This window comes from Pseudomonas sp. B611 (assembly GCF_055407965.1).
The window spans coordinates 255647-277016 of the sequence record NZ_JBUZST010000001.1 but is presented as its reverse complement, the minus strand read 5'-3'; the positions used below and the strand labels follow the sequence as shown (position 1 = coordinate 277016).

Genomic DNA, 21370 nt, shown 5'->3' with positions numbered 1-21370 from the left:
CCACCACACCGTCAAGGCGCGGATTCAAGGAAAAGCCTTACAGAACGGAGATTTAGGAGCGTAAAGGGAGGAGAAACGAGAGTTTGGCGATGTTTTTGACCCAACAAGCACAAACAGCTCAAAGAGCTATGGCTCGAAGTTAAAGTAATTTATTAAGAGTAAGATTTTTTTGGTATTACGAAGATGCATCTGCCAATGATTTGGCAGGGAGGGATTCTTGCGTTACTACCGGGTTTCTGCCCGAGATTCGGACAGAAGGAAAAAAGGTGGAGAGTCGATCTGTAAGCCGGGTTCTGTCTTGAACAGTCATTCGTCTACGATGGCCATCACTGGACACCTTTAGCAACCTACCCGGTCCCAGCGCGGGCCACGCCTTGGGACCCTATTTGGTCTTGCTCCAAGTGGGGTTTACCTAGCCACGAACTGTTGCCAGTCGTGCGGTGCGCTCTTACCGCACCTTTTCACCCTTACCGGCACCGAAGTGCTTAGGCGGTTATTTTCTGTGGCACTTTCCGTAGGCTCACGCCTCCCAGGCATTACCTGGCACTTCGCCCTATGGAGCCCGGACTTTCCTCCCCCCCCTAATTTTCATAGAGGGCAGCGACTGTCCAATCGACTCTCCGCCGCGCAGGTTAACGGCACGGCGGACTTAGGACAAGTAATAAAAGTTCAGAATTGCCATCACGTTCAGACGAAATACAGCTTTCGCCCCTGAACTATTCGGCTTTCTGTTTATCCAGCGCCACTTGATACAACACGTTCTTGCGCAGACCGGTAATTTCCGCAGCCAATGCAGCGGCACGCTTGAGGGGCATCTCCTTGAGCAACAGGTCGAGGATGCGCATGGCTTCGCTGCCCACGGCATCTTCGCTCTCCGGCGCCGTCCAGCCTGCGACCAGCACCACGCACTCGCCGCGCTGCTGGTTGCTGTCACCCTCGACAAAGGCGCGCAGTTCTTCCAGAGGCAGGCCCTTGAGGGTTTCAAAGGTCTTGGTCAGCTCGCGGGCCAGCAGCGCCAGGCGCTCGCCACCGAATACCAACTCCATATCCTGCAGGCATTCAAGGATGCGATGGGGCGCCTCATAGAAGATCAACGTGCGCGGCTCCTCCTTTACCGCCTCAAGACGCGCACGCCGCCCCACGGCCTTGGCCGGCAGGAAACCTTCGAAAATAAAGCGGTCCGACGGCAGGCCCGCAGCAGACAATGCAGCAATCAGCGCGCACGCCCCCGGAACAGGCACTACATTGATACCAGCGGCCCGCGCCTGGCGCACCAGGTGATAACCCGGGTCCGAGATCAACGGCGTGCCCGCATCGGAGATCAGTGCCACATCGTCACCGGCCAGCAGGCGCACGATAAAACGGCTGCCTTCTTCGCGCTCGTTGTGCTCGTGACAAGCCGCTAGTGGCGTGCTGATACCAAAATGCTGCATCAAGCGTTGGGAGTGCCGCGTGTCTTCCGCCGCGATCAATTTAACGTCACGCAACACTTTCAGCGCCCGGGCACTGATGTCGTCCAGGTTGCCAATGGGCGTCGCCACGACAAAAAGCGAGCCTGCAGTGGAATTCAAAGGACCTGGAGCAGTCAAAACGCACACCTCGATGGTTGGCAAAAGTCGCATTGTAGCGCGTAGACGCCTGGAAAATATGCCATCAGGGCCGATGCCTTTTCAGCCACGGACGGTCACCAGCAACATTTGCACGACCTAATTCGACGGTTTCACGCCAGTAACATCGCGCCTGGGCCAGTGCTTGGGTACAATTCCACGCTAATTTGATCGGTATCAGGAACACTTACATGATCGCTTGCCTGCGGCTGCTCTCCGCCCTCTGCCTCGCTGCCCTTCTGGCGGCCTGCGCCAGCTCGCCCTCGTCCAGCCTTGGCGACCTTCCACGGACCCCGGACGCCAGTATCGAGCAATTGCTCGAACAGGCCACCACCGCCAAGACGCCAGAAAAGGCCGCACTGCTGCGCCTGAGTGCGGCAGACATGGCCTACAAGCAGAACAACCCTGGCCGCTCGTCGCAGATTCTTGCGCAAGTGCCCCTGGATGTCCTAAAGCCCGCCGCGCAAGTCTTTGCCAGCACCCTGGCCGCCGAACTGGCCATGGCGCGCAACCAGCCCAAGGCCGCGCTGACGGCGCTGAGCCATCCCAGCCTGCTCAGCCTGAAGGACCTGCCGACCGAGCAGCAGCTGCGCACCGGCAGCGTACATGCCCGCGCCTATGAAGCCGATGGCCAGACACTGGCCGCCGCCCGCGAGCGCGTGGCCATGGCGCCGCTGCTCAGCGGCGATGCCGCCAAAAGCAATCACGAAGCTATCTGGGCCCTGATTGCCGCTGTGCCTGCAGACCAACTGCAAGCCAGCGGCAACCCGACGCTCGACGGCTGGATCACCCTGGCCCAGGCGGTCAAGGGCGCCGGCACCCTGGAGCAACAGCAAGCCGCCATCGACACCTGGCGCGCGCAGAACCCAGGCCATCCTGCGGCGCTGCAACTGCCAACTCCGCTGACCAAGCTCAAGGAACTGGCCAGCCAGCCCCTGACCAAGATCGCCCTGCTGTTACCGCAGGAAGGTCCGTTGGCTTCCGTTGGCAAGGCACTGCGTGAAGGCTTCATGGCAGCGCACTACCAGGCTGAGCAAGCCGGGCAGAAGCCACCGGTCATCGAGTTCTTTGACAGCTCGCGCATGACCTCCATCGATGACTTCTACGCCAAGGCCCAGGCTGCCGGCGTACAACTGGTGGTCGGCCCGCTGGAAAAACCTCTGGTCAAACAGCTGAGCGCCCGCCCGCAATTGCCGATCACTACCCTGGCACTGAACTACAGCGAGGCCGACCAGAACCCGGCGCAGCTGTTCCAGTTCGGCCTGGCAGCTGAAGACGAAGCCCGCGAAGTCTCGCGCCGCGCCCGCGCCGACGGCCTGCATCGTGCGGCGGCCATGGTGCCGCGTGGCGAGTGGGGCGAGCGTGTCTACAAAGCCTTCCGTCAAGATTGGGAAGCCAATGGCGGCACCGTTGTCGGCGTCGAATACGTCGATCAACCGGTGGCCCTCGCCCAGCAGATCGCCGACCTGTTCCAACTGCGCAAAAGCGAAGGCCGCGCCAAGAGCCTGCAAAGCACTGTCGGCACTGACGTTGCTGCACAGCCTTCGCGCCGCCAGGACATCGAATTCATCTTCCTGGCCGTGACCCCGCAACTGGCCCAGCAGATCAAGCCGACCCTGAACTTCCAGTACGCCGGTGATGTACCGGTGTATGCGACGTCCCACGTGTTCAGCGCCAGCGGTGACAAGAACCAGTACCTGGACATGACCAACGTGATGTTCTGCGAAACCCCTTGGCTGCTCAACAGCACCGACCCGCTGCGCAACCAGGTTGCCGCACAATGGCCGCAAGCCAATGGCAGCCTGGGTCGCCTGTACGCGATGGGCGTTGACGCCTATCGCCTGGCGCCGCGCCTGGGTCAGCTCAAGGCACTGCCGGACACCCGCATTGACGGCCTCTCTGGCAACCTGGGCATCAGCGCCAGCCAGCGCGTTGACCGCCAGATGCCATGGGCCAAGTTCGTCGGCGGCGACATCCAGCGCCTGCCCGACACACCGCGCTGATGCCCGAGCGGTCCAGCGCACAAAGCGGCAAGGACGCCGAACTGCAGGCTCTGAAACATTTGCAACAGCAGGGTCTGCGCCTTCTGGCGCAGAACTGGTTGTGTAAACGCGGTGAGCTTGATCTGGTCATGCTTGACGGCGATACAGTAGTATTCGTCGAAGTCCGCTACAGAAAACACGCACAATGGGGTGGCGCGCTCGCCAGTATCGACGAGCGCAAGCGTCAGAAGCTGATACTCGCCGCGCAGTTTTTCCTGCAAAAAGAGCATCGCTGGGCCGACGCCCCCTGCCGTTTCGATGTGGTTGCCATAGAACGCACACCGTCTGGTCAGGCTGATCTGAACTGGCTCAAAGATGCCTTCGACAGCTGATTCGCCGGACATCTTCACCACACACTTTTGCTCTTTGCTTTGCGGGCTGCACATTCCTGTGCCAAACAGCCGCGCTACTTAAGGTCACACAGATGGACATGCAATCCCGAATTCGCCAGCTTTTCCAGGCCAGCATCGACACCAAGCAACAGGCGATGGACGTACTTGCACCGCACATCGAGCAAGCCAGTCAGGTCATGGTCAATGCCCTGCTCAACGAGGGCAAAATGCTTTCGTGCGGCAACGGCGGTTCGGCCGGTGATGCCCAGCACTTCTCGTCCGAGCTGCTCAACCGCTTCGAACGCGAACGCCCGAGCCTGCCGGCCATCGCCCTGACCACCGACTCGTCGACGATCACCTCGATCGCCAACGACTACAGCTACAACGAAATCTTCTCCAAGCAGATCCGCGCCCTGGGCCAGCCTGGCGACGTGCTGCTGGCGATTTCCACCAGCGGCAACTCGGCGAACATTATTCAAGCGATCCAGGCCGCACATGATCGCGAAATGATTGTCGTAGCATTGACCGGGCGCGATGGCGGCGGCATGGCCTCGCTGCTATTGCCAGAGGACGTGGAGATTCGCGTCCCGGCCAACGTCACTGCACGTATCCAGGAAGTCCATCTGCTGGCGATCCACTGCCTGTGCGATCTGATCGACAGCCAATTGTTTGGGAGTGAAGAATGACCGTTAACCGCCTCAGCCTATTGGCCATCACGCTGTGCCTTGCTATCACCGGTTGCAGCACCGCCATCACCGCAACACGTGACACCCCGATCCAGGACGACAAGGGCACTCGCACCTTCGGCAGCAAGATCGACGACTCGTTGATCGAAACCAAGGTTGAGGTCAACGTCGCCAAAGCTGCTACCGACCTGGGCAACGGCGCCTCGCGCATCGTCGTCACCAGCTTCAACGGCGTGGTCCTGCTGGCCGGCCAAACCCCGCGTGCCGACCTCAAGGCCCAGGCTGAACAAGCCGCCTCGGCCGTGCAGCGCGTGAAAAAGGTCCATAACGAACTGCAAGTCATGGACCCGATCACCCTGCTGGCCATCAGCAATGACGCGCTGCTGACCACCAAGATCAAGGCCCAGATGCTGACTGACAACGCGATTCCCGGCTCCCGGATCAAAGTCGTCACCGACAACGGTATCGTCTACCTGATGGGCTTGTTGACCCAGGCGGAAGCCACCCGCGCAGCCAACCTGGTGCAGGGCGTGTCCGGTGTGCAGAAGATCGTCAAGGTGTTCGAGTACATAGACTGATGTAACCGACAGCCACAAAAAAGGGCGCCGTGCATTGATTGCACGGCGCCCTTTTTATTGGTGCGGCGTTACCTGATCGTTCCCACGCTCTGCGTGGGAACGCCTCTTGGGACGCTCCGCGTCCCGCCAGACAGCGCCTCACTCAAGCCCTGAGCAATGGTGACGCAGAGCGTCACAGGGAGCATTCCCACGCAGAGCGTGGGAACGATCAAACAAAAAGGGCGCCGTGCATTGACTGCATGGCGCCCTTTTTTGTGGCTGCGGCGTTATTGGTACTGCGAGTACGGGTTGCCCTGGAACTGGTTGTTCTGTTGCGGCGCCTGGGCGCCTGGCTGGCCGTACTGCTGGCCAGGGATCGGGCCGAGGTTCACTTCTACACGACGGTTCTGGGCACGGCCGTTGACGTCGGCGTTGCTGGCAATCGGGTTATCCGGGCCGGCACCACGCACACTCAGGTTGGCCGAGCTCACACCCTGGGAAGTCAGGTAGTTGGCCACGCTCTGCGCACGACGCTGGGACAGGTCCATGTTCAACTGGCGGCTGCCGGTGCTGTCGGTGTAGCCGACGATCTGGATGGTGTTCTGGTTGAACTGCTTGAGGGAGTTGGCCAGGTTGTTCAGCGGCTGGTAGAAGCTGCTGGAGATCGCATCCGAGTTGGTGGCAAAGGTGATGTTGCCCGGCATGATCAACTTGATCTGGTCACCCTGGCGCTGCACTTCAACCCCGGTATTGGCCATGCTTTCACGCAGTTTCTTTTCTTGCTGGTCGGCGTAGTAGCCGTAACCCGCAGCACCCGCGCCGGCCACCACGGCACCAATCAGCGCACCCTTGCCACGGTTGTTATGGTCGATGGCGGCACCTGCCAATGCACCGGCCAGAGCACCCAGGCCACCATATTTGGCAGTCTTGCTCATGCCGCCGGATTCATTACTTGCCTGCCCCTGGCTGCTGCCGTCATAAGGGTTAGGCGTAGCGCAGCCGGATAACAGGGCCACGACGGTAGCGACAACAAGCAGACGACGGGAAGTGAACATGAAGGAAGCTCCTACTTTTGCATTCTGTGATGCAGAGGACATTGGCAATGGACCTGTGCCGAGTTTGGAACACGAGAAAGGGTAAAAATTCCATGGGCGGCAGGCGCCCGCTCTACAACAGGTGAGCACACTAAAACCCTAGCAGACAGTAGCTGAACGGGAATTGTCTTTTTCTCTGTAAGTTTCGTCGGACGGTCGCCACTGGATATCCGGAAAAATACCCAGGAGCTTCTCAAGCCCTGACAAACGGGTTCTCACGCATCTCGTCACCCAATCGCGTGTCCCGCCCATGCCCGGTCACGACCGTCGCGTCTTCGTCCAGGGTATACAAGCGCTGCTTGATCGAGCGCACGATGGTCGCCTGATCCCCGCCCCACAAATCCGTGCGCCCCACACCGCGCCGAAACAAGGTGTCCCCGGCAATCAGCAGCTTGGCATCGGCAAACCAGAAGCTCATCGAACCCGGCGTATGCCCCGGGGTATGCAGCGCTACACCACAACCGCAGGCCAGCTCCTCATCATCTTCCAGCCAGCGATCCGGCGACGGCACCGGGGTGTAGGGCACGCGAAACATCTGGCACTGCATCTCAAGGTTGTCCCACAGGAATTGGTCTTCCTTGTGCAGGTGCAAGGTGGCGCCGGTCTTCTCTTTCAACTGGCCGGAAGCGAGGAAGTGGTCCAGATGGGCGTGGGTATGGATGATGCTCACCACCTTGAGGCCCAGCGCATCCAGACGCGCGAGGATCAATTCGTGATTGCCACCCGGATCGACCACGATGGCTTTTTTGGTGATGGGGTCGCCGATGATGGTGCAGTTGCACTGCAACGGGCCGACGGGGAAGGTTTCGCGGATAAGTGTCGGTGTCACGGTTTCCATGAACGGTCCTCTAGTGCAAATCACATGGAATTTTCGGGCGACTATCGCCGGAATAATTGCACTATTAAACCAGACTGGCCTCAGGCGTTAGCCAATCAACCGCAACTCCTGCGCCCGCGCCACCGCCTGGGTGCGCCGCTCCACGCCCAATTTGCTGTTGATATGGCTGGCGTGGGTCTTGACCGTGTGCAGGGAGATGAACAACCGGTTGCTGATTTCCTGGTTCGAACAGCCCTCGGCGATCAATTGCAGCACCGCCATCTCCCGCGCGCTCAGGGTTTCCTGCATGGGCGAGGCGTCCACCACCACGACCACCGGCAACAGCGCCAGCAGCGCCTGATTCAATAGGCCGTGGGGGTCTTTGCCCAGTTGTTCGCGCATCCACTCGGGATGGTTTTCCAGCAGGCGCTGGAAGGGTTGCAGTGCGCCGCCGGTGCCCGACTCCAGGGCCTGAGCCACGATCAGGCGGGCCTTGGCGTCTTGGCCGCTCTCCAGCAGCAACTGTGCCTGCTGGGTCAGCGCCATGAGGGCGATCATCTGCCGGCCGCTGTTATGCGCCTGTTGCGCCAGCTCTTCAAGGCGATGCAGGGCAGCGGCGGATTGATGGCGCGTGGCATCCAGCGCGGCCTGCTGCAAGCCGATATGTTGCGGCAGATGCGGATGAAACTCCGGCGCGGCCGCGGCGTGTTCACCGTTGTAGGTTTGCCCCAGCCGGGTCAACCAGGCATCGGCCAGGTCGGTGCGGCCCTGGGCCAGCCACAGTTCGCATTTGATCAGGGTGATCATCGCCAGGTAGTAGATCGGCGGCACGTCCCAGATATGCATCAAGCGCTCCGCCTCGGCCAACTCGGCGAACGCCCTGGGGAAGTCACCACGGCGCCCTTCGAAGTTGGCGATCACGCAATGCCCAATGAGCACGCTGATATCGCGGCAGGCGCGGGCCTCCGCCAGGCCAGCACGCAAACGTGTGATCCCGGCTTCGGGCTGGCAGCGCATCAGCAACAAGTAGCCTTCGTAAAGCGCCAGGCGTGCGCGCACTGCGTACAACCGCTGCGGTGCAAGCCCTTGCAAACGCTGCAAGCCCTGGCGGACTTCGTCCAGGGAACGCAGGATTTCGCCACGGGCCTGTAGGACGCGTGCGCGATCGTAGTGGGCCAAGGCTTCAAACAGTGGATTGCCGACACGCTGCGCCAGCTCCAGGGATTCGCGGTTCAGGCCACGGGCGCGCCATAGATCGGCATCGACGATGGCCAGGTTGGAGAGTGTCGACAGGCACATCAACCGCTGGCCGTAACGCCGCTGCGGCAGGCTTTCCAGCGCTTCGCTGCAATAACGCTGGGTCAGCTCGCGATCACCCCGGCCGCGCGCAATGATCCCGCTCAATGCCAGCCACTGAGCCAGCATCGATTTTTGCGCGGTGGCCGACGGCGCCGGCAGGAAGCGGCTGAGATAACCGGACAATTCTTCCGCCGCATCCAATTGGCACGCCAGGCCCAAGGCCCAGCTGTAGAGCACGATCAAGCGCGGTGTGCTGATCAGCAGGCTGTCGGGCAAGTCCATCTTCCAGCGCAGCAGCATGCCGACATTCTGCTCGGCCAGCAGTTGTTCCTCGGACAGGTTCTGCACCAGGTTGGCCGCCACGTCCAGGTGACCGGCGCGCAGCGCCTGCTCGACCGCCTCGTCGATCAAACCCTGGGCATTGAACCAGCGGCAGGCGCGCAAATGCAGGCTGGCGGGCGGCAATACGTTGCTGCTGGCGCGACGGGTGCGCAGCAAATCAGAGAACAAATGGTGATAACGGTACCAGTGGCCTTGGTCGTCCAGCGGCACCAGGAACACTTGATGGGCTTGCAGGTAGCGCAGGATTTCGGCGCTGTCGTGGGCTTCGCGGACGGCGTCGCACAACTCGCTGCAAAACCGCTCTTGCGGCGCGGTGTCGTAGAGAAACGCCTGCACTTCCGGGGGCAGGCAGTCGATGACCTCTTCCAGCAGATAGTCACGGATCAGCCCTTCACCACCATGCAGGCTTTGCGGCAACGCGCCGTCGCTGCCGGCTTCGGAAGCCGCCAGCACCCAGAAGCGCAGGCCAGCCACCCAGCCTTCGCTGCGGCGAATCAGGTTGTCGAGGGCTTCGCCGCGCAATGAGCTGCTGTGGCGGTCCAGCACGGCCAGGGACTCGGCATGGGTAAGGCGCAAGTCTTGCTCATGCAGCTCCAGCAAGTGCCGCGACAAACGCAGTCGCGCCAGGTGCCAATCGGGACGCTGGCGGCTGGTGACCAATACCACCAGGCCATCGGGCAAATGATTGAGGAAAAATTGCAGGCAACGGTCGAGCACCGGGCCCTGGGCCAGATGATAGTCATCCAGCACCAGCAACAGCGGCGCGCGGGTGGACAGGTGGACCGTCAACTCATCGAGCAGGCCATCGAGCCATTCTTCAAAGGCGAACGGTTGATGACGCTGGCGCATCTTCAACAGGCCCAGGGATTGGGCGCCGAGTTGCGGAAAATAGTGCTGCAAGCCGTCGAGCAAGCGCTCCAGGAAACGCCCGGGATCATTGTCCCGTGGGCTCAGGCCCAGCCACAGGCTTTGCCAGTGCGCGGGCAGGCTCTGGCAGAACTCCACCGCCAGCGAACTCTTGCCGAACCCCGCCGGCGCGCTGACCAGCAACAGTCGCCCGTCCAGCCCGGCAGCCAGCCGTTCGCACAGCCGCGGTCGCAGCACGTAGCCGTCAGGCAAGGGAGGCCTGTAGAAGCGACCTTCCAGGGTCGGAATCACCGCACTGGCAGGCCCTTGGATTCGGGACAGATCAGTCATCGCCGGGCTCTTGTAGAAGGCTGTTGTCGGCATTGCAGATGTCCGCAGACTAGCGGTAAAAGCGGCAGGTTTGTAGATCTTTGCAACATTTGCCTGAAAAAGAACTGCGACAAAAAAATTCGACACAAGCAAATGTGGGAGCTGGGCTTGTGTGGGGAAGGCTTGTCCGCGATGCAGGCACTTCGGTTTATTCAGATCTACCGAGGTGATGCTATCGCAGGCAAGCCAGCTCCCACACAAGCCCAGCTCCCACATAGGTGAACTACATCGTTATCGCTGGTTAGCGAACACCGTCCTGGCGCAGGGCCGCTGGGGTGAAGTCGCTGGTGCTGGCCTTGAAGCCGAAGTCATACGCCTGTTTCTCTTCGTTCTTCATGCCCAGGGCCAGGTAGCGACCGGATTGCAGGTCGTAGATGGTTTCCAGGGCATACCACGGCACTTGCTTGTCGTAGTAGTTCTCGGCATGGGCTTCGGACACGCGCCACAGCTGGTTGCGACCGTCGTACTGGTCGATCACCGCCGCCTGCCAGGTATCTTCGTCGATGTAGAAGTCACGCTTGGCGTAGATGTGGCGCTGGCCTTCCTTCAAGGTGGCGACCACGTGCCAGACGCGGCGCAGCTCGTAGCGGGCCAGGTCCTGGTTGATGTGGCCGGCCTTGATGATGTCGGCATACTTGAGTTTCGGGTCGTCAAGCTTGTAGCTGTTGGAGGCGATGTACATCTCTTTCTTGCCTTCCAGCTTCCAGTCGTAGCGATCCGGTGCGCCGTTGTACATGTCGAGGTTGTCGGAAGTACGCAGGCCATCGGCGGCCGTACCCGGGCCGTCATAGGACACTTGCGGGGCCCGGCGCACACGGCGCTGGCCAGCGTTGTAGACCCACGCCGAACGCGGTTCCTTCACCTGGTCCAGGGTTTCATGCACCAGCAATACGGTACCCGCCAGACGCGCAGGCGCGGTTACTTCCTGCTTGAAGTAGAACAGGATGTTTCCCGGATTTTTCGGATCGTAATCCTTCATCTTGTCGCGGAAAACAAACTGGTCGCGGAAGTACACCAGGCTGTAGGAACCGTTCGTTTGCGGAGTAGCCTGGGTCACCAGACGCGTCACACTGCCGCCGCGATAGCGGGTGATGTGGTTCCAGATGACCTCGACGCCGCTTTTCGGAATAGGGAACGGAATGGCGGACTCGAAGTTTTCCAGGCCGTTGCCGCCGGACACCAGGTTGGTGCTGGTGGCGTTCTTCTTGATCGAGGCGAACACATCAGCCGGCACCGTGGCGCCACGATGGGTCGGGTAGACCGGGATCTTGTAGGTCTCCGGGTAACGCTTGAACATCGCGTACTGGCCAGGGGACAAGTTGCCCTTGTACTGATCGACGTTCTGCGCGGTGATGACGAGCTTGGGTTGCTCGCTGGCGTAAGGGTTGGCCAGGAAACCACGGGCATCAACGGCACCGGCGTTGGTCGGCAACGGCTGCCAGGCGGTGATGGTGCCCGCAGCGTTGGCGCCGCGTTCAGCGCCCATTGGGGTAAGGGTTGTGTCGAGCTTGGCGGCCTCGCTCGCCGAGACTGCCGCCATGACGTTGCTCGCCAGGATCGACAGCCCAAGCACACCCACGTGCAACAGACTTTTAGTTATTTTCATATGCTGGTTCTTCCTGAAATACGGTCGCTTAGAAGTTCATGCCGAAGCTGAGCGCAACAAAATCCCGGTCATCCACCGTGGTGTACTTGCCATCAAAGAAGTTGGTGTACGACAGACCGGCGGTGTAGGTGTTCTGGTATTCAGCATCCAACCCAAGGCTGACGGCCTTGCGGCCTTCTTCGAAGTTGCCACCAGGGCCAGGCGAATAACCGCTCACGTCATGGGACCAGGCCACGCTTGGCTTGAGGTTGACGCCGGCGAATACGCTGTTGTAGTCCCATATTGCCCGCCCGCGGTAACCCCAGGAGTTGGCCGTGGTGAAGCCGTCGTTTTCGCAGTAGCGCGACACGTTGTTCATGGCTGCGCCGGCCAATGTGCTCGCGTTCAGAGTCTGGCAGCGGCCACTCGGCAGAGGACCTGGCCCATAAACCGGGTCGCGGCCATAACGTGCTTTCGACGTGCTTTCCAGCCCGCCCACATGGGTGAAGCCAATCTCGCCCACCAGGGTCAGCCGCTCTGCGCCCATGACTTGGTCGAAGAAGTGGGTGAACGTTGTCTGCAGCTGGGTGATTTCCTTGCGGCGATAGCCCGGCTGGTCGGTATCCGCCTTGCCTTGCAGAACCGACGCATTCTTGTCCAACGGGGTCAGGCCGGAATACAGGATATCGGTGGTATTGAGCTGTACAGGCGCGTTCGGGCGATAGCTGATTTCACCGCTCCAGGCCGTACCGGTAGGCAACGTGGTGGAGAAGCTCAACCCGTAGAGGCGGATGTCTTCAGGGTACTCGACGTAGTAGCTGGAGTTACCCGCAACCACCAACGGCATAAGGGATGTCAGTAGCGCTGGGTTGGTCGCGATCCCGGCTGGGACGCCCGCACCAATCAAGGAACCGGCCAATGCATTAGGGTTGTAGGCACTTGCAGGCGCCCCTCTACCGCTGAAGATCGGCGCACGGCTGTGGTAGTTCATGAAGTAGGCACCGAACTCGGTGTCCAGCGGCTCGAACATGTAACGCAATGCCAAACCGAACTGACCGCTGTCTCGCGCGTCGCGATCAGGGCCGCGTTTGACAATGGTGCCCTCATCCGGGCTACCGAAATTCACGCCTCGTGCCTGCAGGGTGTTGATGATCGAGGAACGGAAGTTGGCCGGAATCCCACGGGCAGCCAGGCCATTGTTCAAGTTGTTACGGGTAGCCAGTACGGCCAGGTTGTTATTGCAGCCGTCGGAAATCACGTCAGGCTGTGAAAAGAAGGTACCGCAGTTATCGGTGACGGTCTGATCCCATTCAAGCTGATAAAAACCTTCGGCCGAAAGGTTGTCGGTAATGCTCTGGGACAGATAGAACATGTTGACCGGAATCAAGCCCTCTTTGATCTCGGCCCCCGGACGACGGAATGCGGACACGTCGATCGGGTTGATGGAGTTGATACCGCCGCCGATGAAGGTACTTTCACCCCAGCTGACCACTTGCTTGCCGAAGCGCACCGAACCCGGCAGATCGGCAATGTTGTAGTTGTGATAGATGAAGGCGTCGAGAATCTGCGCGCCCGAGGACTTGGCGCCCTCTTTGCGGTTGCTGTCGCTGATGTCCTTGAACGGACGGCTTTCATCCTTGAGCTCAAAGTCGTACCAATACTTGCCACGCACAAATACACCGGTGTCGCCGTACTTCAGTTCCAGGTCGTGGATACCCTTGAAGATCTTCGAGAACGTTTCGCCGCGCTTGAAGTTCAAGTGCCCGTCGTCAGAAGTCTGGGAGAGACCATGCCCGCCATTGTTGGAACCGATGAGGTTCTTGTTGGCTTTTTCTGTAGACCAACTGGCACCCACGGAAAGCGACGAGTCAAAACTCCCTTCGATTTCACCGACGTTGAAACTGACGCCGAATGCGGGCCCGGCGAGCGTAGAAGCGAGACTGACGGCCAGGGGCAGTCTTGCCCGGCGCCAGAACTGGTTTACTGAGGTCATCGACGCTACTCCATGTGCATTATTGTTATGGCAGTGAGTTCAATCTTCTGGATGCATGTAACGGCCGGAATACAACGATTCCAATGCCGGACGGCAACCGAGCCCCCATGGCCCGAAGCGCAACATCCTTGAAAAACTCAGGGGGGACTATAGCCAGCAGGGGGGTAGTGCTTGATCCCTCTAAAGTGTGATTTGCATCACCGACCCGTCTGCCTCAACCCTTTCGCCACGTCGGCGAGGGCCGACGCGGCAAGGATGGCTGAAAATCGGCAAATCACAAGTAAAGGTGCCAGATAGAGCATTACCGTGCCCGAACGGGCACGGCAAGGGCCGTCAGAGGGTGGACAGGAACGTGCTGTTGTTGGCCTGCCATTCAATGATGTCGATGCGGATACGCTTTTTGTCGAGCTTGCCGACACTGGTCTTGGGAATTTCCGTAACAACGGCAATCTGGCTAGGGATCGCCCACTTGCTCAAATGGCCCAATTCCACAAACGGCTTCAGGTGCTCCTTGAGCTCGCGGGCCCCTATCACATGGCCATCACGCACCACCAGCAAGGCAAACGGGCGCTCGCCCCACTGCGGATCGGCAATGCCCACCACCGCTACTTCGCGTACCGCCGGGTGACGGCTGACCAGGTCTTCGAGGGCCAGGGACGAAACCCACTCGCCACCGGTCTTGATCACATCCTTGATGCGGTCACGGATATCGATCACCCCAAACGCATCCAGCGTGGCCACGTCGCCGGTGTGCATCCAGCCGCCTTCCCACAGCTCGGCGCCCTTCTGCGGCTCGTTGTAATAGCCTTCGGTCAGCCACGGCGCGCGCAGCACCAGTTCGCCCTGGGACTCGCCATCGGCGGGCAGGAAATTGCCGTCACCGTCGACAATCGCCGCCTCCACCAACGGCCCGGGCACGCCGGCCTTGATGCGGTAGGTGGTGCGTTCGTCTTCGCTGCCGGCCATCAACTCTTCGTTGAGGTGGGCGCAGGACACCAACGGCCCGGTCTCGGACATGCCGTACGCCGCCGTCAGCTGGATCCCACGCGCCTTGGACACTTCGTACAGCGTTCGGTTAAGCGCACTACCACCAATGACGATTTTCCAACCGCCAAAGTCCACACCCTGCGCCGCCTTGGCGTTGAGCAGCATTTGCAGGATGGTCGGCACGCAGTGGGAGAAGGTGACCTTTTCCTTGCGCCACAGCTCCACCAGGTATTCCGGATCGTAGCGCCCGGGATAGACCTGCTTGAGGCCAAGCATGGTCGCCACATACGGCAGGCCCCAGGCGTGTACGTGGAACATCGGCGTGATCGGCATGTAAACGTCGTTGGTGCCGAGCAGGCGCACGCTATCGACGCTGCCCATGATGGTCGCTACACCGATGGTGTGCAGCACCAGTTGGCGGTGGGTGAAGTACACACCCTTGGGATTGCCAGTGGTGCCGGTGGTGTAGAAGGTGGTCGCGACGGAATGCTCGTCGAAGTCCTGGAAATCGTATGTCGGGCTGGCGGCGGCCAGCAGGGTTTCGTACTCGCCCACGAGGTTGGGCAGCTCGGCGGTTTTCGCGCCCCCATCGGTCAGCAGCAAGGTCTTGTCGACGGTGGTGAGCTGCCCGGCAATCGCCTGGTAGAGGCCCACGAACTCACTGTTGACCAGCACGAAGCGGTCCTCGGCGTGGTTCATGGTGTAGAGGATCTGTTCCGGCGACAGGCGCACGTTGATGGTGTGGATCACCGCGCCAATCATCGGGATGGCAAACATGCATTCCAGGTAACGATGGCTGTCCCAGTCCATCACTGCCACGGTATCACCGGCCTTGACCCCGGCTTCGGTCAACACATTGGCCAGGCGCGCGACGCGCTCGATCAGGGTCGGGTAGGTGTAACGCAGCTTGTCGCGGTACACGATTTCGCGGGTTTTCTCGTAGCGGGCCCCGGACATCAACAGGCGTTTGATCAACAACGGGTACTGGTACGCGCCTTCGGCGGGCGGGATAACACGGGTCTGCAACATAGGAATCCCTTTTTATGACTGCACGGTCTTGGCTGAAAGATCTGCACTGTAGAGCGCTTATGTTTCAGCCAAATCAGCCAAAGGAATGATTTGCAGAGGGTGGCGGATGATAGCCTTGAGCTATCAGCGTGGATTGATGGAGATCAAATGTGGGAGCGGGCTTGCTCGCGAAAGCGGAGTATCAGTCGAAAAATATTGTGACTGATCTACCGCATTCGCGAGCAAGCCCGCTCCCACAGGGACTGTGCTCGCTCAGGTTTTATTTCATGCTGGTGAAGGCTAGCTTTACTCCGATAGCGATAAGCACCGCGCCCATCGTCCGATCAAACCAATGCCCCATCCGCGCAAAACCCGCGCGCACGCGCTGCTGGCTGAACAGCATGGCCACCAGGCAGAACCACACCGCCGTCGCCACCGCCAGGTACAGGCCATAACCCGCCTGGATCGCCAACGGTGTGTGCGGGTTGATCACCACGGTAAACAACGACAGGAAGAACAGCGTCGCCTTTGGGTTCAAGCCATTGGTCACGAAGCCTGCGGTAAACGCCCCGCGTGGGGTGCGTTCGCCGGCTTCGCGGTGCAACTCGCCTTCGGCGGCAGGCTTGGCCGGCTGGGCACGCAGGGCCTTGAAGCCGATGTACAGCAGGTACGCGGCGGCGGCCCATTTGAGCGCGTTGAACAGCACGATGGACTGGGACACGATCAAGCCAATCCCCAGCAACGAATACCCGACGTGCAGGAAAATCGCCGAGCCGACGCCCAGCGCGGTCCAGGTTCCGGCGCGGCGGCCGTGGGTAACACTTTCGCGTACCACCACGGCGAAATCCGGGCCCGGGCTGGCCACCGCCAACAAGTGAATCAAGGCCACGGTCAAAAACTCGGCGACGTACATGCGCGCTCCAATTCAAGTAACTGATTATTTCATCTGATAGGCTCGGGAGATTACGCCTTCGAACCCTGTCGCAAAAGGTACAGTTGATGACGAACAATCGCCGCGCGGTCTTCCTCGATCACCCCTCCCTGGACCTGGGAGACCTCGACCTCAGCGAGCTGCGAGACAGCTTCAGCGAACTGCAATTATTCGAGCAGACCACGCCGCAGAATGTGCTTGAACGCCTGCAGGGCGCCCAGGTGGCAATCAGTAACAAAATCGCGATCAACGCCGAAACCCTGGCGGCATGCCCAGACCTCAAGCTGATCCTGGTGTCAGCCACCGGCACCAACAATATCGATCTGCAAGCCGCCCGCGCCCATGGCATCACTGTGAGTAACTGCCAGGGCTACGGCACGCCGTCGGTGGCGCAGCATACGATCATGTTGCTGCTCAACCTGGCGACACGCTTGCAGGACTATCAACGGGACGTCAGCGCCGGCCAGTGGCAGCAAGCCAAGCAGTTCTGCCTGCTGGATCATCCGATTGTCGAACTGGAAGGCAAAACCCTCGGCCTGCTTGGCCATGGTGAGTTGGGCAGCGCCGTGGCGCGCCTGGCCGAAGCCTTTGGCATGCGCGTGCTGCTCGGCGCGATTCCCGGGCGCCCTGCCCGCGCCGATCGCGTGCCGCTGGATGAGCTGCTGGCCCAAGTGGATGCCCTGACCTTGCACTGCCCCCTCAACGAACACACCCGTGACTTTATCGGTGCCCGCGAGCTGGCGCTGCTCAAGCCGGGCGCGTTTATCGTCAATACTGCACGCGGTGGTTTGATCAATGAACAGGCCCTGGCCGATGCGCTGCGCAACGGTCATCTGGGCGGCGCGGCGACCGACGTACTCAGCGTGGAGCCACCGGTCAACGGCAACCCGCTGCTGGCCGGTGACATCCCGCGGCTGATCGTTACCCCCCACAACGCCTGGGGCAGTCGCGAAGCGCGCCAGCGCATCGTCGGCCAACTGGCGGAAAACGCCCGGGGCTTTTTCAGCGGCGCCCCGCTACGTGTTGTCAGTTGATAAACTGCGCTCCTTTTCAAGGAGCAGACCATGGATCCGCGCAGTGAAGTACTGCTTCGTCAGGCCGAACTTTTTCAAGGCAACCTACTGCTGGTAGGCTTGCCCGCCGACGACCTGCTGGGTCGCCTGCCCAACGCCCACGGCTGGTGCTGGCACGCCGGCGACCAGGCGGCACTCGATGCACGCTTCCCCGAACGCAGCCAGTTCGGGGTAAACGTGCCCGAGCGTGCATTTGATGCGGCGGTGATTTTCCTGCCCAAATCCAAGGACCTCACCGACTACCTGCTCAATGCCGTGGCCGCACGTTTGCCCGGCGCCGAGCTGTTTCTGGTGGGCGAGAAAAAAGGCGGTATCGAAAGCGCCGCCAAGCAAATGATCCCCTTCGGCAAGCCGCGCAAGCTGGACAACGCGCGGCATTGCCAACTGTGGCAAGTCACCGTGACCAACGCGCCGCAGGCGGTCGAACTGGAAAGCCTGGCTCAAGTGTTCGAAGTGCCGCTGCCTGAAGGTCCGCTCAAGGTCGTGAGCCTGCCGGGCGTATTCAGCCACGGTCGCCTGGATCGCGGTACTGAACTGCTGCTGGAGCATCTGGACAAACTGCCCAGCGGTCACCTGTTGGACTTCGGTTGCGGTGCAGGCGTGTTGGGCGCAGCGGTCAAACGTCGCTACCCGCACAACACGGTGACGATGCTAGATGTGGATGCCTTCGCCGCCGCCAGCAGCCGCCTGACCCTGGCTGCCAATGGTCTGGAAGCCGAAGTGCTGACCGGCGACGGGATCGACGCTGCGCCGATGGGTTTGAACACGATTTTGAGCAACCCGCCGTTCCACGTCGGCGTACACACGGATTATTTCGCCACGGAAAACTTGCTGCGAAAAGCAGCGAAACACCTGGCAAAAGGCGGCGAACTGCGCTTGGTCGCCAACAGCTTCCTGAAGTACCAGCCGCTGATCGAAGAGCATCTGGGCGTGTGCGCAATCAAGGCCGAAGGCAATGGTTTCCGCATCTACCGCGCCAAGCGCGGCTGACGGGCGTTTGAAAAAGAAGGCTTGCCGAATGGGTTTTGCCTAGGCAGAATCCGCTCCGTCCTAGGGGAGTAGTCTCCCACGAGCGCCATGCTCGTCCGGCATACGTCAACATACTTGGTCAACAGACCATGGCGTATGCGACCCAGGTGTCCGCACAGACGGACCGGGGTTTGACAAGACCTATGACACGCACACCTTACCCGGGGCGGGAAGGCTGTACGTGTCATAGCCGTGTCGACCCGCCCCTGGAAACCTACCTGATGCTGGATTCATTACTCGTTCCTACCGCAATCGTTGCCTTGGCCGAAATCGGCGACAAGACGCAACTGCTCGCGCTCATCCTGGCCGCACGCTTTCGCAAACCCTGGCCGATCATCGCCGGCATCGTCGCCGCGACCCTGGCCAACCATGCGGCCGCCGGTGCCGTGGGCGCGTGGTTTGGCAGCTTCTTCTCGGATGCGGTGCTGCACTGGATCCTCGCGGCGAGCTTCTGCGCCACCGCGCTGTGGACCCTGGTGCCAGACAAACTCGATGACGACGAAGCCAGCACCACCCGCAAGTTCGGGCCGTTCCTGACCACGCTGATCGCATTCTTCATCGCCGAAATCGGTGACAAGACCCAGATCGCTACAGTGATGCTGGCGGCACAGTATCCCGAGTTGTGGCTGGTGATTATCGGCACCACCCTGGGCATGCTGATTGCCAACGTGCCGGTGGTTCTGGCGGGGAATTTTGCCGCGGAGAAGCTGCCGCTGACCCTGATTCGTCGATTGGCGGCTACGGCGTTCTTTGTGCTGGCGGTTGTTGCGGTGTACAAGGCCATGCAGAGCAGCGGCTGGATCTAAGACTCCAAAACCAATCCAACGTGGGAGGGCTTTAGGCTTTCTGCGCAAACTCGTGCAGTTCATAACCCGCAACGGTCGAAGCGCTACACAGAAGGGCTCGCTAGTGCGCGAGCCCTTGCGGAATTATCTGAAGGAACACTTCCACGTCCGAATACCACACACGTGTCATAGCCCTTTCTATGCAATGGGAGCTACCGATGGACACGTCATCTCCAGTTTCTTCGTCTAACGCCGATCAACGACAACATTCAAGCGCGGATGATAACGACCGAGCCGCATACAAAAATGCGAGTGACCCTGCCTATCAAGCGGCGAACGCTGCGCCTTACATGGCGAATGTGCCATTTACGTACAACAACAACTCTGAACCATCCACATCGGAGCAGCGCTCGATCGGCGTTAGCTCGATTCCCCAAGGCGACGCGGGGGGTATGTCCCATCAGCCTGAGCAAAGGGGCGGCGGTGGTTCCAGCTATCAGCGCGGTCCCACGCCAGAACAGATCCGCTATGAGGCCCAAGGCCACAAAGGACCGATTCAATACGGCAGCCCTCAATCGTCGTCTGCACCAACCAAGGTTGACCTGAGTAACGGATTCAATGATGGGAATGTTCGAATTGAATACTCCGCAGAGCGCCCGGACGGCTCAAATACAGTCCACGAAAGGCTGTCGATTGAAACCGGCCAGGGAAATGATGCGGTTTATGTTACCGGGGGGCGAAATGGCGGAATTGTTGCACAGGTAAACGGGCGGTCTTACGAGATTCCTTTTGAGGCAAACAGGCGGAATCAACAGACCATTGATGTCAATACTGGCGATGGGAACGATTCCGTCGTTATTGATAACAGACTCTCGCATGACGTCAACATCGACCTTGGAAAGGGCGATGATAGTGCGTTCGCCGGGGCTGGAAGGACCAAAATCTTCGGAGGGCCTGGCCAGGACAATATCAATCTGGGAAGTGGCGAAGGCTACGCTGAAGGCGGTGATGGGGATGACTTCATCACTGGTGGCTCAGGACATGCAACGATTTACGGTGGACCTGGCAGTGATGAGATACGTGCGGGTGGAGGGCCGGATACGAAAATCAACTACGTGGACGGGGGAGACGGCAGGGACCTCATCTATGGCGGGAGGGGTCGTAACGTGTTGTTTGGAGGGAACGGAGATGACTACATCTACGCGGGTGACAGCAGCACTATTGTTCCAGGCAAAGGTAACGACTGGGTGCAGACATACTCCAGGAATGATCATGTCATTGGGGAAGAAGCAGACGATCTTAGTCATGTCCACCCGTCGTCGTCCTTTGAGCACACCATACCCTCCCCTAATGCCGGCGAGCGCGGCATTAACATCCAGGGTAGTCCTGCATTCAGGCAGCGCGTGAATGATGACCTGGAGTCCCTGAGAAGTACTCGGGCCGGGCAGGAAACCCTGAAAATCATAGATTCGCTTGATGCACCTGTTACCGCAAGAGAAGGCGTATCAGGTAGTTTCTATTATTACTCCGACCCGGGCGGGCGTCGCATGGACGAGGAGCAGCATGGTTTGGCGCGAACGGCTGGCGTAATAAAAGGCGGTGTTGCAGGTACTCCGGCGCAAAACCCAGTGGTTGAATATGACCGAACATTCATTTCTCCCGGGCACCAGCGGCCTCCACTGGTTATTCTCCAGCATGAGCTTTCCCATGCGGTCAACGGGGGGCGTGGCACGGTTCTGCCGGGGTCAACGCCAGCCTGGAATGGCAGCAGTTTCGAATGGGAGTCGAATTATGAGCGCCAGGCGGTAGGACTCCCCACAGGGAGCTATTTTGACTTTGACGGCAATCCCCGGACGCCGCCTACGAACACTAATCCCTGGCCTTACAACGAAAACGCGCTCCTCGGCGAGCTTAGGTTGCCACTGCGGCGAAGATACGGTGACTAGCTCATCAAGGCATCACACAAG

General features: G+C 60.2%; 16 protein-coding genes, 1 other RNA gene and 1 riboswitch. Of the genes, 8 read left to right on the top strand and 9 right to left on the bottom strand.

Annotated features, from left to right (window positions below; all coding sequences use genetic code 11):
* Positions 1-266: 266 nt before the first annotated feature.
* Both rnpB and rsmI read right to left on the bottom strand, forming a co-directional pair.
* An RNA gene (gene rnpB / locus ACZRMO_RS01355) (RNase P RNA component class A) lies at positions 267-620 on the bottom strand.
* A gap of 96 nt (positions 621-716) precedes the next feature.
* Entirely contained in the window at positions 717-1622 is a 906-nt protein-coding gene (rsmI, locus tag ACZRMO_RS01350; RefSeq protein WP_463971640.1) for a 16S rRNA (cytidine(1402)-2'-O)-methyltransferase, read from the bottom strand.
* A gap of 176 nt (positions 1623-1798) precedes the next feature.
* Between rsmI and ACZRMO_RS01345 the strand changes: the two genes are divergently transcribed.
* From ACZRMO_RS01345 to ACZRMO_RS01330, 4 genes are all read left to right on the top strand, one after another.
* Positions 1799-3610: a penicillin-binding protein activator gene (locus tag ACZRMO_RS01345; RefSeq protein ID WP_463971639.1), complete on the top strand. Its 1812-nt coding sequence runs from the start codon at positions 1799-1801 to the stop codon at positions 3608-3610.
* Positions 3610-3981, top strand: coding sequence for a YraN family protein (locus ACZRMO_RS01340; protein WP_305432770.1), 372 nt, complete (start codon positions 3610-3612; stop codon positions 3979-3981). The genes ACZRMO_RS01345 and ACZRMO_RS01340 overlap by 1 nt, the downstream gene beginning before the upstream one ends.
* A 92-nt stretch (positions 3982-4073) precedes the next feature.
* On the top strand, positions 4074-4667 hold the full coding sequence (locus ACZRMO_RS01335) for a phosphoheptose isomerase (protein WP_007904374.1): 594 nt from the start codon (positions 4074-4076) through the stop codon (positions 4665-4667).
* Positions 4664-5245: a BON domain-containing protein gene (locus ACZRMO_RS01330; RefSeq protein ID WP_124527438.1), complete on the top strand. Its 582-nt coding sequence runs from the start codon at positions 4664-4666 to the stop codon at positions 5243-5245. Before ACZRMO_RS01335 ends, ACZRMO_RS01330 begins: the two co-directional genes overlap by 4 nt.
* Before the next feature lie 266 nt (positions 5246-5511).
* Here ACZRMO_RS01330 and ACZRMO_RS01325 read toward each other — a convergent pair whose 3' ends face one another.
* The 7 genes from ACZRMO_RS01325 to ACZRMO_RS01295 all read right to left on the bottom strand — a co-directional run bounded on the left by ACZRMO_RS01325 (position 5512) and on the right by ACZRMO_RS01295 (position 16498).
* On the bottom strand, positions 5512-6279 hold the full coding sequence (locus tag ACZRMO_RS01325; RefSeq protein WP_026137042.1) for an OmpA family lipoprotein: 768 nt from the start codon (positions 6277-6279) through the stop codon (positions 5512-5514).
* Positions 6280-6511: 232 nt separating this feature from the next.
* Positions 6512-7156, bottom strand: coding sequence for an MBL fold metallo-hydrolase (locus tag ACZRMO_RS01320; protein WP_124527439.1), 645 nt, complete (start codon positions 7154-7156; stop codon positions 6512-6514).
* Positions 7157-7243: 87 nt separating this feature from the next.
* A complete protein-coding gene (locus ACZRMO_RS01315; protein ID WP_463971638.1) occupies positions 7244-9973 on the bottom strand; it encodes a LuxR C-terminal-related transcriptional regulator in 2730 nt (909 codons plus the stop codon).
* A 280-nt stretch (positions 9974-10253) separates the two neighbouring features.
* A complete protein-coding gene (locus tag ACZRMO_RS01310; protein ID WP_463971637.1) occupies positions 10254-11618 on the bottom strand; it encodes a DUF1329 domain-containing protein in 1365 nt (454 codons plus the stop codon).
* Positions 11619-11646: 28 nt separating this feature from the next.
* Positions 11647-13590 (bottom strand): DUF1302 domain-containing protein, encoded by a 1944-nt coding sequence (locus tag ACZRMO_RS01305; protein ID WP_463971636.1) that lies wholly within the window; start codon positions 13588-13590, stop codon positions 11647-11649.
* Positions 13591-13923: 333 nt separating this feature from the next.
* Positions 13924-15606 (bottom strand): fatty acid--CoA ligase, encoded by a 1683-nt coding sequence (locus ACZRMO_RS01300; RefSeq protein WP_463971635.1) that lies wholly within the window; start codon positions 15604-15606, stop codon positions 13924-13926.
* A 259-nt stretch (positions 15607-15865) separates the two neighbouring features.
* Positions 15866-16498, bottom strand: coding sequence for a LysE family translocator (locus ACZRMO_RS01295; RefSeq protein ID WP_124527445.1), 633 nt, complete (start codon positions 16496-16498; stop codon positions 15866-15868).
* An 86-nt stretch (positions 16499-16584) separates the two neighbouring features.
* Here ACZRMO_RS01295 and ACZRMO_RS01290 point away from each other — a divergent pair, with 86 nt between their 5' ends.
* The 4 genes from ACZRMO_RS01290 (at position 16585) to ACZRMO_RS01275 (ending at position 21349) form a co-directional block, all read left to right on the top strand.
* The gene (locus ACZRMO_RS01290; RefSeq protein ID WP_463971634.1) at positions 16585-17550 is read left to right on the top strand and encodes a 2-hydroxyacid dehydrogenase; all 966 of its coding nucleotides are present in this window, start codon (positions 16585-16587) and stop codon (positions 17548-17550) included.
* Positions 17551-17580: 30 nt separating this feature from the next.
* The gene (locus ACZRMO_RS01285) at positions 17581-18579 is read left to right on the top strand and encodes a methyltransferase (protein ID WP_463971633.1); all 999 of its coding nucleotides are present in this window, start codon (positions 17581-17583) and stop codon (positions 18577-18579) included.
* Between the two features lie 50 nt (positions 18580-18629).
* A riboswitch (yybP-ykoY riboswitch) is annotated at positions 18630-18751 on the top strand.
* Between the two features lie 88 nt (positions 18752-18839).
* On the top strand, positions 18840-19424 hold the full coding sequence (locus ACZRMO_RS01280; RefSeq protein WP_124527448.1) for a TMEM165/GDT1 family protein: 585 nt from the start codon (positions 18840-18842) through the stop codon (positions 19422-19424).
* 197 nt (positions 19425-19621) lie between these two features.
* Positions 19622-21349 (top strand): M91 family zinc metallopeptidase, encoded by a 1728-nt coding sequence (locus ACZRMO_RS01275; protein WP_463971632.1) that lies wholly within the window; start codon positions 19622-19624, stop codon positions 21347-21349.
* Positions 21350-21370: the final 21 nt, after the last annotated feature.

Coding starts and splice junctions, on each gene's coding strand:
- rsmI (WP_463971640.1), bottom strand. CDS start 1,622: ATGCGACTTTTGCCAACCATCGAGGTGTGCGTTTTGACTGCTCCAGGT.
- ACZRMO_RS01345 (WP_463971639.1), top strand. CDS start 1,799: ATGATCGCTTGCCTGCGGCTGCTCTCCGCCCTCTGCCTCGCTGCCCTT.
- ACZRMO_RS01340 (WP_305432770.1), top strand. CDS start 3,610: ATGCCCGAGCGGTCCAGCGCACAAAGCGGCAAGGACGCCGAACTGCAG.
- ACZRMO_RS01335 (WP_007904374.1), top strand. CDS start 4,074: ATGGACATGCAATCCCGAATTCGCCAGCTTTTCCAGGCCAGCATCGAC.
- ACZRMO_RS01330 (WP_124527438.1), top strand. CDS start 4,664: ATGACCGTTAACCGCCTCAGCCTATTGGCCATCACGCTGTGCCTTGCT.
- ACZRMO_RS01325 (WP_026137042.1), bottom strand. CDS start 6,279: ATGTTCACTTCCCGTCGTCTGCTTGTTGTCGCTACCGTCGTGGCCCTG.
- ACZRMO_RS01320 (WP_124527439.1), bottom strand. CDS start 7,156: ATGGAAACCGTGACACCGACACTTATCCGCGAAACCTTCCCCGTCGGC.
- ACZRMO_RS01315 (WP_463971638.1), bottom strand. CDS start 9,973: ATGACTGATCTGTCCCGAATCCAAGGGCCTGCCAGTGCGGTGATTCCG.
- ACZRMO_RS01310 (WP_463971637.1), bottom strand. CDS start 11,618: ATGAAAATAACTAAAAGTCTGTTGCACGTGGGTGTGCTTGGGCTGTCG.
- ACZRMO_RS01305 (WP_463971636.1), bottom strand. CDS start 13,590: ATGACCTCAGTAAACCAGTTCTGGCGCCGGGCAAGACTGCCCCTGGCC.
- ACZRMO_RS01300 (WP_463971635.1), bottom strand. CDS start 15,606: ATGTTGCAGACCCGTGTTATCCCGCCCGCCGAAGGCGCGTACCAGTAC.
- ACZRMO_RS01295 (WP_124527445.1), bottom strand. CDS start 16,498: ATGTACGTCGCCGAGTTTTTGACCGTGGCCTTGATTCACTTGTTGGCG.
- ACZRMO_RS01290 (WP_463971634.1), top strand. CDS start 16,585: ATGACGAACAATCGCCGCGCGGTCTTCCTCGATCACCCCTCCCTGGAC.
- ACZRMO_RS01285 (WP_463971633.1), top strand. CDS start 17,581: ATGGATCCGCGCAGTGAAGTACTGCTTCGTCAGGCCGAACTTTTTCAA.
- ACZRMO_RS01280 (WP_124527448.1), top strand. CDS start 18,840: ATGCTGGATTCATTACTCGTTCCTACCGCAATCGTTGCCTTGGCCGAA.
- ACZRMO_RS01275 (WP_463971632.1), top strand. CDS start 19,622: ATGGACACGTCATCTCCAGTTTCTTCGTCTAACGCCGATCAACGACAA.